Raw genomic sequence first — 14,546 nt, 5'->3', positions numbered from 1 at the left:
CCCTGCCCAACTCCCCCTCCCGCAGGACAAAGAGGACAATGATGTCTCCTGAGCTGATCTCCGTCGGCGCGCTGCTCGTCATGTTCGTCGTCGGCACCGTCCTGCCGATCAACATCGGCATCCTGGCCTTCGTTGCGTGCTTCGCGGTCGGTACGACCGCGCTGAACATGACCGAGGACCAGATATTCGAGGGCTTCCCCGTGGAGCTCTTCCTCACCATCGTCGGCGTCACCTATCTGTTCGCCGTGGCCCGCCGCAACGGTACGGTCGATCTGCTGGTCGCCGCCGGAGTCCGCCTGGTGAGGGGGCGGACCGCCCTGATCCCCTGGGTGCTCTTCCTCCTGGCCGGGGTGCTGACCTCGCTGGGCACCTTCACCCCCGCTGCCGTGGCGATCCTGGTGCCCATCGGGATGAACTTCGCCTTCCGCCACAACATCAACCCGCTCATGACCGGGATGATGGTGATCAGCGGCGCCCATGCCGGGGCGTTCTCTCCCGTGGCCGTCTCGGGCGCGCTGGTGCTCGGCATGGTCGACGACACCGATCTGTCCGTCGCGCCGGCGACACTCTTCTTCGCCAGCTTCGCCGTCAATCTCCTGCTGTCCCTGCTCACCTTCGCCGCCCTGCGACGCCGCACGATGGCGGCGGACTCCTCCGCGCAGCCCGAGCAGGAGGCAACGGACGGCGAGACGGGCACGGAGCGAGCCACCTGGCACCAGTGGGCCACGCTGGCCGCCCTCGCCGCACTGGTGGTGTGTGCCCTCGGATTCCAGATGCAGATCGGCGTTCTCGCCCTGGCCGCCGGTGCGCTGCTGGCCCTCCTGGACATGAAGCGCCAGGAGAAGGCGGTGGACGGCATCAGCTGGCACACCCTTCTGCTGGTCGGCGGCATGATGACCTACATCGCGATGCTGGAGCACGCCGGGATCATCGAGAAGATCTCCGAGCACGCGGCCGGTTTCGGCACCCCACTCGTTGTGGCTCTCCTCCTGTGTTTCACGGTCGCCGTCACCTCCGCTTTCGCCTCCTCGACCGCGATCCTCACTGCGATCATCCCGATCGCCGTTCCGCTGCTGCTGTCCAGCCACCTCAGCTCGACCGGCCTGATAGCCGCTCTCGCCGTCTCCACCACGATCGTCGACGTCTCACCGTTCTCCACCAACGGGGCGCTGGTCCTGAGCAACGCGCGGGGCGTGGAGCGCCGCGGCTTCTACCGCCAGGTCCTCGGCTACACCTGCGGCATCGTCGCCGCGGGCCCCGTGGTGGCCTGGGGCGCTCTCGTCCTGCCCTGGTCCTGAGGGGGCACACCCTCGCCCCGACGAATGATCACTCTGAACCAGAGCGTGGTCGATGCGAAGGGCACTCTGTCGAAAGGTGGCTCGGAGGACGGACGATGCTGCGATTCCTGCAGTGAGTTCGCTCTCACCTGGCAGGCGGCGCTGGTCCACGATGACCAGGACGGTGCCGAACTTTTCGCGGAGCTTGTCGAAGACCTGCCGCAACTTCGGTTCGGTGTTGGGCAGTTGCTTGTCGAAGGCCTTCTTGCCGGCAGGGGTGAGTCCATTGCCGTGGTGGGCGCTCTTGCCGACGTCCAGGCCGAGGAAGACGCCTATCTCGACGCTGTCGTTCAAGCCGTCCTCCCGAACGGATTGGTGCGGTGCTGGCCGGGGCGTTGGCGTCGTGCGCGCATCCACGTTATGCAGACCTGCCGCCCACCAGGTGCCGGGCATTACGCTCGGCGGGGCGGTAGTCGGACCTCTGACTTGTTGAATCGGACCCAGACGCGCGGTCTGCAGCCGTAGCGTCCAGGGTGCCGACCGGCACGGGCTCGCGTGACCTCATGCCGCCTCAATTTCGGGCTGGCTCATGATGAGTTTGCCGCCGTCGGTCGGCACCCGCGCGGTGTGGCTCGACAGAGGCGTGACCAATGGACGCTGAGACGTCAAGTCAGAGTGCCCACCGCACCTGTCCCATTCCTCTCCGACCTGGTCAGGGTGCACGTGATCACTATCGGCATCGATCCCCACAAGTCCTCCCACACTGCCGTCGCCGTGGACGCGGCCGGCCACCAGCTTGCCCAGCAACGCTTCGTCGTGAACGCAGGGACCGTCCGGCAGCTGATGCGCTGGTGTGAGCAGTGGCCCGAGCGCCGTTTCGCCGTTGAAGGGGCCAAAGGTCTCGGCCGCAGCCTCGCCCAGCAGCTGGCCCCCGCCGACGAACACGTCGTGGACGTGCCCGACACTCTCTCCGCCCGAGCCCGACTCCTGGCCACCGGCGGGGACCGCAAGACCGACGAAGCCGACGCCCTCCACGTCGCCCAGGTCGCCCTCTTCCGGCACGGCCTGCGCAGGGTGGAGACGGAAGACCAGTCCACGATCCTGCGACTGCTGACCGAACGGCACGATGACCTGGTCAACGAACGCACCCGCATCATCAACCGACTCCTTGCCGTGCTCCGGGACCTGCTGCCGGGCGGCGCCCCTACCCGCTTGTCCGCGGAAAAGGCCGCAGTCCTGATGAAGGGCATCCGCTTTGCAACGGCCACCGACTGCTGCCGCCGTGATCTCTCTCGAGACCTTCTCGCCGACTTCGAGACCTTCTCGCCGACCTGCGACGCGTCGACCGGCAAGTCCGCGACAACGAAGCCCAGATGCGCGACGCGCTGGCAGCCGCCCGCACTGCGCTGACCGAGCTCCCCGGCCTGGGCACCGTGCTCGCTGCCAAACTCCTCGGGCACGTTGGAGACGTCGCACGCTTCCCCACTGAGCACCATTTCGCCAGCTACACCGGCACAGCGCCCCTGGACGCCTCCAGCGGCAAGAACACCCGCCACCGCCTCAACACCGGAGGCAACCGGGCGCTGAACTCCGTGCTGCACATCATCGCCGTCTGCCAAATCCGCGACGGAGGTCGCGGCCAGGACTACTACCTGCGGAAGATCACCGAAGGCAAGACCCCGTCCGAGGCCCGTCGTGCGCTGAAACGACGCCTGTCGAACGTCGTCTACCGCACCCTGAAACGCGACCGCCACACGCCGCTCGCTGCTGTCACTTGACACACAGAGGCACTCATCAGCGTCTCCAACGGCGCCTCTCGAGCCCAGTGGCACCACCCCCCAGGCCATGCCCTCGACAGGGGGGAACAGCCATGCCGGCCCCGGAGGCCAGCGGCCCTCTTGCAGGACCGCGGAAAGCATAACGAGGGGGTTGGTGTTCTCCTCGTTGGTTGGTGGCCTCGGTGCGGGCTGACGGCGGCACCGCCCGCTCTCTGACTGCTCAAAGAGAGCGTTGACCAAGCCCTGGCCGTTGAGATCGAGCGTCAGCGTGCGGGGAGTTCTGTCTGCGGGTAGGCCAGGCCGCCCTGGGCGTGGGCGTAGACCCGGCAGCGGTGTACGGCGAGTTTGCCCGGCTGCAGTCGTCGAGCGCGGCGGACATGCGGCCAGAAGAGAGCCGTATCGACCTTGCGGCCAAGCTGCGCGCCTGCACCTCGAAGAAGGCAGCACTCAGTGCTGTACCGCGAACGGATCAAGACGGAGGCACACGAGTTCGCGCACCCGAAGCACGGCTACCCGCTCCAGGTGCACGAGATCGACCTCCCGGAATACGAAGGCTGATCCACTCGCGGACAACTTCCTTACGCAGAAGGTAACTTGGCCTCACGTCCAGCAACGGAGGCCAGGCATGTCCACGGCGGGAACCGCCACCATCGAGATCGTCCGGGCCGGCGAGGCCCACCTCCAGAGCATCGTCGAACTCGCCGCGGACCGGCGGCTCGACGTCACCGATCCGCAGCGGGCCGGACGCGAAGGATTCCTGGTGTCGAACTACACCCTGGCCGACTACCGGGCGCGGCTCACCACGGCCGAGCACTTCTGGGTGGCCGTCAAGGGCACCGAGGTGCTCGGCTATCTGATGGCGTACAGCGACGGGCAGATCGAGCCCGACGAATGGCTGAACCACCGGATCAAGTCGACGCTCGGCGCGTTCCTCGTCATCAAGCAGATCTGCGTCTCGCGCCGGGCCGCCCGCAGCGGGGTGGCGTCCCGGCTGTACCACCACGTGCTGGAGCAATGGTCGACCAGTCCGGTGATCGCGGCCGTCGTCAGCGAGCCGTACAACGAGGCGTCCACCCTCTTCCACCGCAAGCTCGGCTTCGAGGAGCTGACCCGGCTCACGCCGCCCGACGGCAAGCAGCGGATGGTCTGGGTGTGGCGCAAGCCGCGCGAGGCGATGCTGCAGGCCCAGTACGCAGTGGCCATCGACCTCTACAAGCACGAGGACACCACCAACTGGCACAAGCTGAACAACTTCTTCTACATCACCGCGGGCCTGGCGGCGGCGCTCGGCTTCACTCTCGGCAAGGAGGGCGAGCCGACCCGGTCCATGGAGGAGATCTCGCAGAGCCTCGCGATGGTCATCTGCGTCATCGGGCTCGGCTCCGCGCTCGCCTTCTCGCAGATGCTGCGTTACGGCCGCCGCTACCTCGGTGCCCGTAAGCGCGCCGCGATGGAGCTGGAGGAGTACATGGCCTGGCACGGCGGGCAGCGGATAGTGGGCCGCGAGACCCAGGCCGACGGCAATGCCTGGCTGAAACAGTCGCCGACCGGACTCATCATGATGCTGCTTCCGGTCCTTGTCGCCCTGTGCTGGGCGGCGATGATCGGCATACTGATCGTGAACTGAGAAGTGGCGGCGGCACCCCAAGGTACCGCCCCACAACTACGGTGCTTCAGACGTCACTTGACGTTGACCGCGGCCCACGCCCGGTCGACCGCCTTGCACTCCGCCGAGTCGGCGCCGTACAGATCGGCCGCCGCGCTCAGCGTGCCCTTGCGGGCACTGGCGTAGTCCGTGTTCGTCGTGAAGTACGACGTCAGGGGCCTTGAACCAGATCTGCTCGGCCTTGTCGCGGCCGATGCCTGTGGCCGGCTGGCCCTCCGCGGCCTGGGAGTCGATGCCGGGGCAGACCCCCGGATCAGGCCGAACCCGTACACCACTTCCCTGGACGCAACCCCAGAGTCAGCCAGCCCTCCAGGACGTCCACCCGGCGTCTGAGTTGGTTGTGTCGCCACCGCCAGGTCACCGAGCGACTCTTGACCATCGGTCGACACCCCCTCGTGCATGCCGACGGATAACGCTCGCAGAGCTTGCCAGGTCATTGACGGGGCCTCGACAGGCGCGGCGTCCTGCACGGGGCGTCGGCGTGGCCGCTCAGCGCGCGCTCACGATGTGAAGTTGAGGTGCCTCCGCCCCCGTGCAGATGGAAGCGGAGGCCGGTGGTTCCTCCCGCCCACCGGCGGGAGGAACCTGACCGCTCATGCGTCGGGTGCCCGGCAACGCCGGCCGCAAACGACAGGGCTGCAGGGGCGCCAGAGCTCTAGGCTGCGCGCGTCTTCTCGAACCGCCCCCAGTCGCAGGTGGCGTCGCGTACGCGCCTGCAGCTCTCGCGGATGATGCGCGAGACATGCACCTGGGAGATGCCGAATTTCTCCGCAATCCGGCTCTGCGTCATGTCTTCGAAGAACCGCATGTAGAGGATGGCGCGCTCGCGATCCGAGAGATGCCCAAGGCCGGCCTTGGCTGCTTCGCGGTCGGTGACGACGTCGTAGGCGCCCTCGGTTGCGCCGAGCCCGTCGATGAGGAAGGCGTCCTCGCAGGGCAGCAGCCCTGCGTCGAGGGAGAGCGCGTTGTAGCCGTCGATGGCCTGCAGGCCGTCCCGGACCTCGTCCTCGGTCAGACCGGCGCGCTCCGCGATGCCACCGATGCTGGGTTCGGGCCCGGCCCCGGGCTGCTGGCTAAGGTCGCGGCGGGCGCGTCGCACCCTGTTGCGCAGGTCCTGGACCCGTCGCGGGACGTGTACGTCCCAGGTGTGGTCGCGGAAGTGCCGGCGCAGTTCGCCCCTGATGGTGGGGACGGCGTAGGGCTCGAACGGCCCGCGCTGCGGATCGTAGTTGTTGACGGCCTTGACGAGCCCCATGGCCGCAATCTGCTTGAGGTCTTCAAGGCTTTCGCCCTTGTCGCGGAAGCGTCCGGCGATCCGATGCGCCATCGGCAGCCACGCCTTCACGGCCTCCTCACAAAGAAGGTCCCGCTCGGGTCCTTCCCCCAGGCCGGCGAGGCGGGCGAAGACGGCCGACGTGTCGGGACTGTCGTCAGCGGCCGTACGCTCACAGTCGCAGAGCATGTGAAATCGCTCCTCCACGATCTGCCTGCGGTTCTGTCCGCGAGGAGCGCAGTGCCCGGACGGTCATCGACCAGGGAGCGTTACACCGCTCGCGGGTTGATGCCACTGGTCCGAAGCGAAGGTATGACTTTCCTCCCTGAATTATCTGCCAGAGCAACGAAGACTTCGAGTCGGGCCCGCGGCTCAGGTCGTGTGGTGCGCGGGACGTGCTCGCGTGCCTGCTGAACGCGGGGCGGCGCGCGTAGGCTGCGGAGTTCGTGGGCGCAGATAATTCTCCGCCGTGTCAGCGGCCTCGCGGCCACAGCGCGTGCCCATCAGGACGCACAGTGTGTAGGCGGCGTCCTCGAACCGTTCCCGAGCCCGCAGATCCGCAGGCACCGCGAGCAACCGACGCTCCCACGCCCGGTACGAGGCCAGGTGGCGTGCCACGTCAGTTTCTCTCGGCTTCAACATCGCGCCGAGCTTTCCCCTCTGAGCAGAGCAGCTCGACGGCGTCGGCCTCTCCGTGGAGGCTGCGCGCCAGTCCGAACTCGAGTACTACCGCCTCGTCTGGACCAGTCGGAAGTGAGGCGGACCTTCCGCGAGCAGGTCCCCGGAGGGATACCAGCACCGCACGACCGTCTGGCTGGCCAACTGTGCTCTGTGGTCAAAGAGTTGGCAGGCCGGGCGGGCGCTTCTCGCTCTGTCTCGTCGTCGCGATCCGATTTCGTCCTGACGCGGGCGACACCGCTATGTCACCAACCCGACCGACGCCGAGACCGGTGTGCGGATCGACGTACTGGCCGACTGCTGGGTGAGTTCGGCGCGGCCGAAAAGGAGTGCGTATCCGGGCGGGAGCTGGGTGAGGATGCGGTCCAGGAGGCTGCGACCGGCGAGGTCGCCGATAGTGGTGAGGACGGTTCCGGTGTCCCAACGGGCGGTCGCGGGAGTCGCCTCTGTGCGGGTGGCCAGGTCCTTGACGAAGCCCCAGCCGGTGAGTGGCCGGCGGTCGGGGATCTGGCCGGCGAAGATCCGTGCGGCCTCCGTGGGGAGGCAGGCGGCGAGATCGACGCGCTCGTCGCCGGTGAGCTGACGGCCCAGCGCCGCCAGGACGTCACGTGTGACCTCCTCGGCCCGCTCCCGGGTGGGATAGGCGCCGTCGTAGCGGATTCTTTCCAGCATCTGGTGAAACGTCACGCCGGGCCGGGCAGCGGCCGGCGCCGGTTCACGCAGCGGGAGCATCGGGTGGTTGCCTTTCGTGTCCAAAGGGGGTTGTCGCTCTTTAGGGCTCAGGTGTGCTCGGGACGGCCGAAGAGGAGGTCGTAGCCCGGGGGCAGTTGGAGCAGGATGCGCCGGGTGAGTTCTTCGCCCGCCGCATCGGCGGCCACGCTCAGCACGGCGCTGACGTCCCAGGCCGCGGTCCGTTCGGTGGCTCCCTCGATCCACGCCGCGGTCGCCCGCAGGAACCGCTCCGGCGAGAGGGGCTCGGTGGCCTGCAACGGGTTGAGCAAAATCACCGCGAAGGTCTCCGGAAGCCGGGCGGCCAGCTCGGCCCGGACCTCACCCACCAGATGCGCGCCCAGCAGGGCCAAGACGGTACGCGCGGCCCGCTCGGCTTCCTGGGGTGTGCCGTACTCGCCGCGTTCCTGCACGTTGTCGAGGAATGCTTCCCAACGCATGGCCACCACGGCCCCTTCTGCATCGTGGCGCGAAGGACGGATGGCGGAGGACAGGGCCGGAAGGGGAGATGGATGCCCGCCCTCCGCCGCGTCGTCGCGGTCGAGAAACCGGCTTGTCAGCCGCTGATCTGCTTGTGCTCGGACTCTCCGCCGATCGCGATCTTGCGGGGCTTGGCACGCTCGGCGATCGGGATGCGCAGGGTCAGCACCCCTGCTTCGTAGTCGGCCGTGATGCGCTCGGTGTCCAGGGTGTCGGCCAGCACCAGCTGGCGGGAGAAGACCCCCAGGGGCCGCTCAGAGAGCTCCATCTGCACGTCGTCCGCCTTCGCGGCCGGGCGGCGCTCGGCCCTGACGGTGAGCATGTTCCGCTCGACATCAATGTCGATCGCGTCCTTCGCGACACCGGGCAGGTCGAGGGCGATCACGTAGTCCTCGCCCTCGCGGTAGGCGTCCATCGGCATCGCCGAGGGCCTGGACCAGGTACCGGACACCCCCGTCAGCTGCTGGGCGAGCCGGTCGAGTTCACGGAACGGGTCAGTGCGCATCAACATCGCGAAACACCTCCACAAGTCTGGCAGGAAACTGCCAATGCGCTTCACCTGACACCGTTGTAACATGTCATCCAAACGATGACAAGTGATGCGTCATCCAACGGGTGACAGTCCTGAGGGGATCTGAATGAACGCTTCCTCCGCGCCCCGTGGCCCCACGTCGTTCTTGGCCGCCGCGCAAGCGCTGAACACGATCGACGAAGCCGTCCGCACCGCCCAGACCCCGCAGGCCGAGAACCGCCCGCAGGACGCACAAGCAGGCGCGGACCAGGCTCTGGCCGCCCTCCTTCTCTTGCGCGAACTGCGCGACCAGCTCGCCGGATGGGAACCTGGGCTGATCGAGGCAGCCCGCACAGCGGGCTCCAGCTGGGCCGACCTCGCCCACCCCCTGGGCGTGGCCAGCCGCCAGGCCGCGGAGCGGCGCTACCTGCGCGTACGCCCCGGAGCCCCCGGCACCACAAGGGAACAACGCGTACAAGCCACCCGCAGCCGCCGCGCCGCCGACCGCACGATCGCCACCTGGGCCCGGACCAACGCCGCCCATCTGCGACAGCTTGCCGGGCAGATCACCGCCCTCACCGACCTCCCCGCCCAGGCCCAGCAGCCGCTGGCCCGCCTCACCGAGGCCCTCGCCGACAACGACGCCGCCAATCTCATCGACCCGCTCGCCGACACCCACAGCCATCTCATGGCCAGCCACCCCGACCTCGCAGCGCGCATCGACCTCGTCACCCGTAACACCGCCCGCCTGCACAACGGCAGCACCCACGGCTGACAGCACGTCGTGGGCGGTGTCCGAGGCAGCAGCACTGCTGCCACGGCAAAGTTCAAGCAGGAGCTTCAGGACGCCGCCCGGACGGTTTGCCCGGCCTCTAGCCAGAGCAGCGGGCCAGGCCGTACCTGCCGACGAAGCAGAAGCCCCGCACCCGCCCGCGCCGAGCCCCCAGACGCTCGGAAAGGACAAGTGCAGGGCTTCTGCCGAACCCAACCCAGACGGCCCAACTACCGGACCTGTCGGCAGGTTACGCGCCCCGCTCGAGAATGCTTCGGCCACGGGTGCGCGCAGCCTCGCAAGAAGGCGGGGACGCAGACGACAGCGCTGGCGAGGGCTCACAGCGACTGGCGGCAGGCCAGCCGCTGCGGGACCGACTCCGCGATGATGGGCTCGAGTGGGGCGGTCAGGCCAGGTTGATGTTCTCCGCCTGGGGGCCCTTCTGGCCCTGGGTGACGTCGAATGTCACGCTCTGACCCTCCTGGAGCTCACGGAAGCCCGTGGAGTTGATCGCCGAGTAGTGGGCGAAGACGTCGGGGCCGCCGGCGTCCTGGGCGATGAAACCGAAGCCCTTGTCCGCGTTGAACCACTTCACAGTTCCCGTAGCCATGTCTCATGCCTTCCAGTCACAAACGCCTCCCGCACCATGCGGAAGGCGGAGGTGATCGTCCTGGTTCCTGCGGCACAGCACAGCAGAACGCCCACGCCGAAGCGCGGGCAAAAGAGAACTTCCGAACCACGACAGCTGACCCAAACGCTACACGCCCTCACACGCTGTCACCATCAGAAACGGCCCACACGCCGCGTCCCCGGCAGGTGCGTGCGGGATCTGCCGGCGCGCGATGGCCCAATGTCACCTCAGCCCGCGGGCGGTGAACCCGACTCGGCGGCGCGACGGTATTCGGCGTTGATGCGCTGGGCCTCTTCGAGCTGGTCCTCGAGGACGATGATGCGGCAGGCCGCCTCGATGGGAGTGCCCTGGTCGACGAGTTCCCGAGCGCGGGCGGCGATGCGCAGCTGGTAGCGGGAGTAGCGGCGGTGGCCGCCCTCGGAGCGCAGCGGGGTGATGAGGCGGGCTTCGCCGATGGCGCGGAGGAAGCCCTGGGTGGTGCCGAGCATCTCGGCGGCCCTGCCCATCGTGTAGGCGGGGTAGTCCTCGTCCTCGAGACGGTCGAACGAGTCGTCTGCTGTCATTTGCACCTCTCTGTGGAACACGCTCGAGGGGCCCTGGTGCCATATGGCACCAGGGCCCCGAAGGAACATCTACACCATCTGCCGGCCCTGGAACTGCGCCGGCCTTCTGTGTCCGCCGACCCGACCTGGGAGTTGTCGGGGGTGCGGGGATCGCGGTTGCTTGACCGGAGACCACCTCACTATCGATGTCCTGCGGTACCCGGGCTCAACACTCCGCCCGGGCGATCCTGATGGCGCTCGTTCCTCCGTTCTTCCCTCGGTGATCAACCACTTACAAAACGGGGGGACTACATACTGCTGGCACTGCTCTACTGCGTACTGCTGGTGATGCGAACTGCTCAGTGACCTGTGACAGCGCCACCTTTCCGGCAGCCAGCCCCGTCGCCCATCGTGCATCTGCTCTGGCTTAGAACCCCACTGCCGAACCTCCCGGTGCGCGCGCCAGCAGCCGACGCCTTCACCGAGGTACTGCTCACCGATTCACTGCTGGGTACCGCGAACTGCACTCACGGGAACCGCCCCTGCTGACCGCGGCCCCGCCGGCGGCCCCTGATCACTGCGGGCCACCCGGTCCGGTCGTCAGCCCCGTCGCCGTCCTGCAACAACCCTGGCTTCGGAACTCCACCACCGCACCGCCCTGCGAACTGCAACTTCCGCACCACGACCCGGCAGTTCGTGTCTGCCTGGCCTTGCTGACTTCTGACTACGACAAAAACCGTAACCGCGCCGCCACCCAATGTCTACTCTGGCCGACAGAGATTTTCGCGTGTTCGCCGGTGAGGTAATCGGCCTCGAACAGCCACGGCGTATTCCGAAGCCGTCCATGCGGGCCATGCCGACTTCGCGGTTCTCCAGACGGTCGGCATCCTGGCCCGCGGCGCGCCCAGCTCGCCGTCCGTCGGGCCCCCGAGGGACGGGCCACCCCCAGGGAGGTGATGGCCGTGGCCTTCGAAGAGTTCTCTCTGATGCTGGACGCCGACCAGGCACGCGCCGCCCTGCGGGACTCCACACTGGGGTAACCCGGCGCGACCACCTATGAAACGCCGGTCCGGTCGGCGTCCGGCCGGGGCTACCCGTGGCGGGATCAACGCCCCTTGTGCTGCTGCATCGCCTGCTCGCGGAGGGCGTGGATGAGCGTCGTGACGTGGGGCCGGTCGCTACGGTTGATTGCGGCGACGCCGATGTACCGGATCGGCCCCGGCGACTTGATCGGGACGGTGCACTGGCCAGGGACCTCCGGGGTGAGCGCGATGGAGGGGATCAGGGAGATTCCCACGCCGGCGGCGACGAGCGAGCGGGCGAAGAAGTAGTCGGTGGTGGTCCCGCGCACGTCCGGATCGAAGCCGGCGCGCTCGGCGTAGCGGCGCAGGTATGCCTCGGTCTTCAGGCAGCCGAGCACCCAGGGTTCGGCTGCCAGCTCGGCGAGGTCGAGCGCATGGCGGTTGGCGAGTCGGTGCCCTTGCGGCAGGACGACGTGCAGGGGGTCTTCCAGGAGCGGCGTCCACTCCACGCTGGAGCTGGGGCCCGGCCCGACGGGGAGCGGGCCGTCGAAGTGGTAGGCGAGAGCGAGGTCCACGGCGCCCTGGCGGACGAGCGGCAGGGTGTCCTCGGGTTCGCCCTCCCTGATGTGGAGCACGGTGCGGGGATGGGCTGCCATGAGCCGGGTGAGAGCAGCGGGCATCAGGAGCCTGCCGCCGCTGGTGAAGGTGGCGACGGTGAGTTGCGTACGGCCGGTGCTGAGCTGGGCGACCTGCTGTTGTGCGTGTTCGAGCTCCGCGGCGACGGATTCGGCGGCGCCGACCATGATCTGTCCGGCCTGGGTGAGGGTGACGCCGCGGGTGCTGCGGGCGACGACCTCAGCTCCGAGGCTGCGCTCCAGGGCGGCCACCTGCTGGGAGACAGCCGAGGGGGTGAGGCGGAGAGCCGTGGCCGCCTGGTTGAAGCTGCCGTGCTCCGCCACTGCCCGCAGGACGCGGAGCCGCTGCACATCGATCAACAGTTGTCCTTAATACGTATCCAGCAAGTCGGGACTTCTGCTGATGACGATAGGTCTCCAGGATGGGGGCATGCAAAGGATCTGCGTCATCGGCGGAAGCCGGTACTTCGGAAAGCTCCTGGTGAAGCGCCTGCAGGCTGCGGGCCACCAGGTCACTGTGATCAACCGCGGCTCGACCCCGCCGCCCGCCGGGGTCGAGCACCTCGTTGTCGACCGAAACGACGAGGCCGCCCTGACGGCCGCGCTCGGCTCCCGCACCTTCGACGTCGTGGTGGACCAGGTCTGCTACACCCCGGTGCAGGCTGCTGTCGCCGCCCGCGCCTTTGCCGGCCGCACCCGGCGCTATGTCATGACCTCCACGATCGAGGTCTACGACCCCGCGACCGCCGCGATGGCGGCTGTGCCCCCAGGTACGCCGGTGCCGGAGGAGATCGTGGACCCGGCCACCTGGCTGGTGGCCATGGACCTTCCCTGGCACGACGAGGCGTACCTAGAGGCGCACTACGCCGAGGGCAAGCGCCAGGCGGAGGCCGTCTTCACCCGCGCCGGCAGCTTCGAGTTCGCCAGTGTGCGCTGCGCCCATGTGCTCGGCGGCGGCGCGCAGGAGTTCACCGGCCGGCTGGCGCACTACGCCGGGCGCATCGCCGCGGGCGTGGAGATCACTGTGCACGCGAAGGCGCTGCCCACGGTCTTCATCCACTACGAGGAGCTGGCGGACCTGCTGCTGTGGGCGACCACAGCCGACTTCACCGGTCCGGTCAACGCCTGTTCCGATGGCCCGCTCGACGTACACGGCCTCGCCGCGATCATCGCCGCGCAGACCGGCCGGGAGCCCGTCTACCGGATTGTCCCGGCGGGCGAGGAGGCTTCGGCGTTCTCCTTCGACCGCCACTACGCCATGCACAACGCCCGTGCGAAGGAGCTGGGTTATTCCTTCTCCCGCACCACGGACTGGCTGCCCGGCGCCGTCTCCGAAGCCCTCACCATCGAACCCTCACCCTCCGCCTGAGGAAGAGAGCCACCATGCAGTACCGCACCATCGCCCGCACCACCGTCAGCGCCATCGGCCTGGGCGCCATGCCGCTGTCCATCGAGCACCGCCCGGACGAGACGCGGGCCATCGCCACCGTCCACGCCGCCCTCGACGCCGGCGTCACACTCATCGACACCGCCGACAGCTACCACTGGCACCCCGGCGAGGTCGGCCACAACGAGCTACTGATCGCCCGGGCCCTGTCCCGCTACGGCGGCGACACCTCCGGCGTCCTGGTGGCCACCAAAGGCGGCCGTGGCCGCCCCGGCGACGGCACATGGACAGTCACCGCCACCCCCGCCCACCTGAAGCAAGCTGCCGAGGCCTCCGCCAAGCGCCTGGGCGTCGACGCGATCGGCCTGTACCAGCTGCACAAGCCGGACCCGGCCGTGCCCTGGGCGGAGTCCGTCGGCGCGCTGCGCGAGCTGCTCGACGCCGGCACGATCCGCGCCGCGGGAATCTCCAACGTCACCACCGCCCAGATCCGCCAGGCGCATCAGATCCTCGGCGAGGGACTCGTCTCCGTGCAAAACCAGTACTCGCCCGCCTTCCGCGACAGCGAGCCCGAGCTGCGGCTGAGCGCCCAGCTGGGTCTGGCCTTTCTGCCCTGGAGCCCCCTTGGCGGCATCTCCCGCAGCTCCCTCGACGGCCCCTGCGGCCCCACCTCCGTCGCCACTGCCTTCCACCGCATCGCAGCCGAGCGCGGCGTCAGCCCGCAGCAGATCGCCCTGGCCTGGCTGCTCGCCCGTTCCCCGGCAGTGATCCCGGTACCGGGAGCCAGCCGCCCGCCCTCCATCACCGACTCGGCCACGGCCGCGGATCTCACGCTGAGCACGCTGGAGCTGGCGCGGCTCGAGGACGCTCTACCGGGCTGAGGCAGGTCACGGGTCGCTTGCCGACCTTTGAGCCCCGGCGGCAGCAAGCAGTCGAGTCGGTCATCCCTCCATGACGGGCCGAAGAGCCGGAAGCGCTCCCGCTCATCCTTCTTCCCCGCGCTCCGTGCGTCAGCGGACGGAGGAACATGAGCCAACCCGCAGGACTGCTATCAAGCAGACGGTGCTGACCTGCGAGGACAGCATCACCCAGCATGAACCAGCACCCCCGATCGGGCATTCGGTCCCGCTCGGGGGTTTGGGTGGCCGGTAGAAGGTCAGGGCCT

The 14,546-nt window shown here is 68.4% G+C and carries 15 protein-coding genes and 2 pseudogenes; 7 read left to right on the top strand and 10 right to left on the bottom strand.

Translation table 11 applies throughout. The features are described from left to right. The first annotated feature begins 41 nt into the window (after positions 1–41). Complete coding sequence (locus OHO83_RS46010) at positions 42–1,298, top strand: SLC13 family permease (RefSeq protein WP_389574652.1); 1,257 nt, start codon at positions 42–44, stop codon at positions 1,296–1,298. A 111-nt stretch (positions 1,299–1,409) separates the two neighbouring features. On the opposite strand, the pseudogene OHO83_RS46005 reads toward OHO83_RS46010, so the two are convergent. Further along, positions 1,410–1,631, bottom strand: a pseudogene (locus tag OHO83_RS46005) (IS110 family transposase); the annotation flags it as partial. A gap of 363 nt (positions 1,632–1,994) precedes the next feature. Here OHO83_RS46005 and OHO83_RS46000 point away from each other — a divergent pair. From OHO83_RS46000 to OHO83_RS45990, 3 genes are all read left to right on the top strand, one after another. Beyond that, on the top strand, positions 1,995–2,687 hold the full coding sequence (locus OHO83_RS46000) for an IS110 family transposase (RefSeq protein ID WP_266681722.1): 693 nt from the start codon (positions 1,995–1,997) through the stop codon (positions 2,685–2,687). Further along, positions 2,651–3,055: an IS110 family transposase gene (locus tag OHO83_RS45995; RefSeq protein WP_266681720.1), complete on the top strand. Its 405-nt coding sequence runs from the start codon at positions 2,651–2,653 to the stop codon at positions 3,053–3,055. The genes OHO83_RS46000 and OHO83_RS45995 overlap by 37 nt, the downstream gene beginning before the upstream one ends. Positions 3,056–3,680: 625 nt before the next feature. Then, positions 3,681–4,682 carry a GNAT family N-acetyltransferase gene (locus tag OHO83_RS45990; protein WP_266681718.1) on the top strand — a complete coding sequence of 334 codons (1,002 nt, stop codon included), beginning with the start codon at positions 3,681–3,683 and terminating at the stop codon, positions 4,680–4,682. Positions 4,683–4,735: 53 nt separating this feature from the next. On the opposite strand, the pseudogene OHO83_RS45985 reads toward OHO83_RS45990, so the two are convergent. The 6 genes and pseudogenes from OHO83_RS45985 to OHO83_RS45960 form a co-directional block, all read right to left on the bottom strand. After that, positions 4,736–4,952, bottom strand: a pseudogene (locus OHO83_RS45985) (M4 family metallopeptidase); the annotation flags it as partial. A 424-nt stretch (positions 4,953–5,376) separates the two neighbouring features. Beyond that, a complete protein-coding gene (locus OHO83_RS45980) occupies positions 5,377–6,183 on the bottom strand; it encodes a SigB/SigF/SigG family RNA polymerase sigma factor (RefSeq protein ID WP_266681716.1) in 807 nt (268 codons plus the stop codon). Positions 6,184–6,366: 183 nt separating this feature from the next. Continuing rightward, positions 6,367–6,636 carry a DUF5133 domain-containing protein gene (locus OHO83_RS45975; RefSeq protein WP_266681714.1) on the bottom strand — a complete coding sequence of 90 codons (270 nt, stop codon included), beginning with the start codon at positions 6,634–6,636 and terminating at the stop codon, positions 6,367–6,369. A gap of 276 nt (positions 6,637–6,912) precedes the next feature. Beyond that, complete coding sequence (locus OHO83_RS45970; RefSeq protein ID WP_389574948.1) at positions 6,913–7,404, bottom strand: DUF2267 domain-containing protein; 492 nt, start codon at positions 7,402–7,404, stop codon at positions 6,913–6,915. 47 nt (positions 7,405–7,451) lie between these two features. Then, positions 7,452–7,841: a DUF2267 domain-containing protein gene (locus tag OHO83_RS45965; protein ID WP_405638151.1), complete on the bottom strand. Its 390-nt coding sequence runs from the start codon at positions 7,839–7,841 to the stop codon at positions 7,452–7,454. Positions 7,842–7,957: 116 nt separating this feature from the next. Beyond that, positions 7,958–8,392 carry an Hsp20/alpha crystallin family protein gene (locus OHO83_RS45960; protein ID WP_266681708.1) on the bottom strand — a complete coding sequence of 145 codons (435 nt, stop codon included), beginning with the start codon at positions 8,390–8,392 and terminating at the stop codon, positions 7,958–7,960. A 127-nt stretch (positions 8,393–8,519) separates the two neighbouring features. Here OHO83_RS45960 and OHO83_RS45955 point away from each other — a divergent pair, with 127 nt between their 5' ends. Beyond that, positions 8,520–9,167, top strand: coding sequence for a type III effector protein (locus OHO83_RS45955; protein ID WP_266681706.1), 648 nt, complete (start codon positions 8,520–8,522; stop codon positions 9,165–9,167). Positions 9,168–9,570: 403 nt separating this feature from the next. On the opposite strand, the gene OHO83_RS45950 is transcribed toward OHO83_RS45955, so the two are convergent. From OHO83_RS45950 to OHO83_RS45940, 3 genes are all read right to left on the bottom strand, one after another. After that, the gene (locus OHO83_RS45950; RefSeq protein ID WP_266681704.1) at positions 9,571–9,774 is read right to left on the bottom strand and encodes a cold-shock protein; all 204 of its coding nucleotides are present in this window, start codon (positions 9,772–9,774) and stop codon (positions 9,571–9,573) included. Positions 9,775–10,022: 248 nt separating this feature from the next. Further along, complete coding sequence (locus OHO83_RS45945; RefSeq protein WP_227291612.1) at positions 10,023–10,358, bottom strand: MerR family transcriptional regulator; 336 nt, start codon at positions 10,356–10,358, stop codon at positions 10,023–10,025. A 1,084-nt stretch (positions 10,359–11,442) separates the two neighbouring features. After that, entirely contained in the window at positions 11,443–12,354 is a 912-nt protein-coding gene (locus OHO83_RS45940) for a LysR family transcriptional regulator (RefSeq protein WP_266681698.1), read from the bottom strand. Between the two features lie 70 nt (positions 12,355–12,424). Between OHO83_RS45940 and OHO83_RS45935 the strand changes: the two genes are divergently transcribed. After that, positions 12,425–13,363 carry an NAD-dependent epimerase/dehydratase family protein gene (locus OHO83_RS45935; RefSeq protein ID WP_266681696.1) on the top strand — a complete coding sequence of 313 codons (939 nt, stop codon included), beginning with the start codon at positions 12,425–12,427 and terminating at the stop codon, positions 13,361–13,363. 14 nt (positions 13,364–13,377) lie between these two features. Next, on the top strand, positions 13,378–14,262 hold the full coding sequence (locus tag OHO83_RS45930; RefSeq protein ID WP_266681694.1) for an aldo/keto reductase: 885 nt from the start codon (positions 13,378–13,380) through the stop codon (positions 14,260–14,262). Positions 14,263–14,546: the final 284 nt, after the last annotated feature.

Source organism: Streptomyces sp. NBC_00569, assembly GCF_036345255.1.
Taxonomy (GTDB): Bacteria; Actinomycetota; Actinomycetes; order Streptomycetales; family Streptomycetaceae; genus Streptomyces.
The sequence above is the reverse complement of the archived record's forward strand: the minus strand, read 5'-3'. Positions and strand labels throughout refer to the sequence as shown.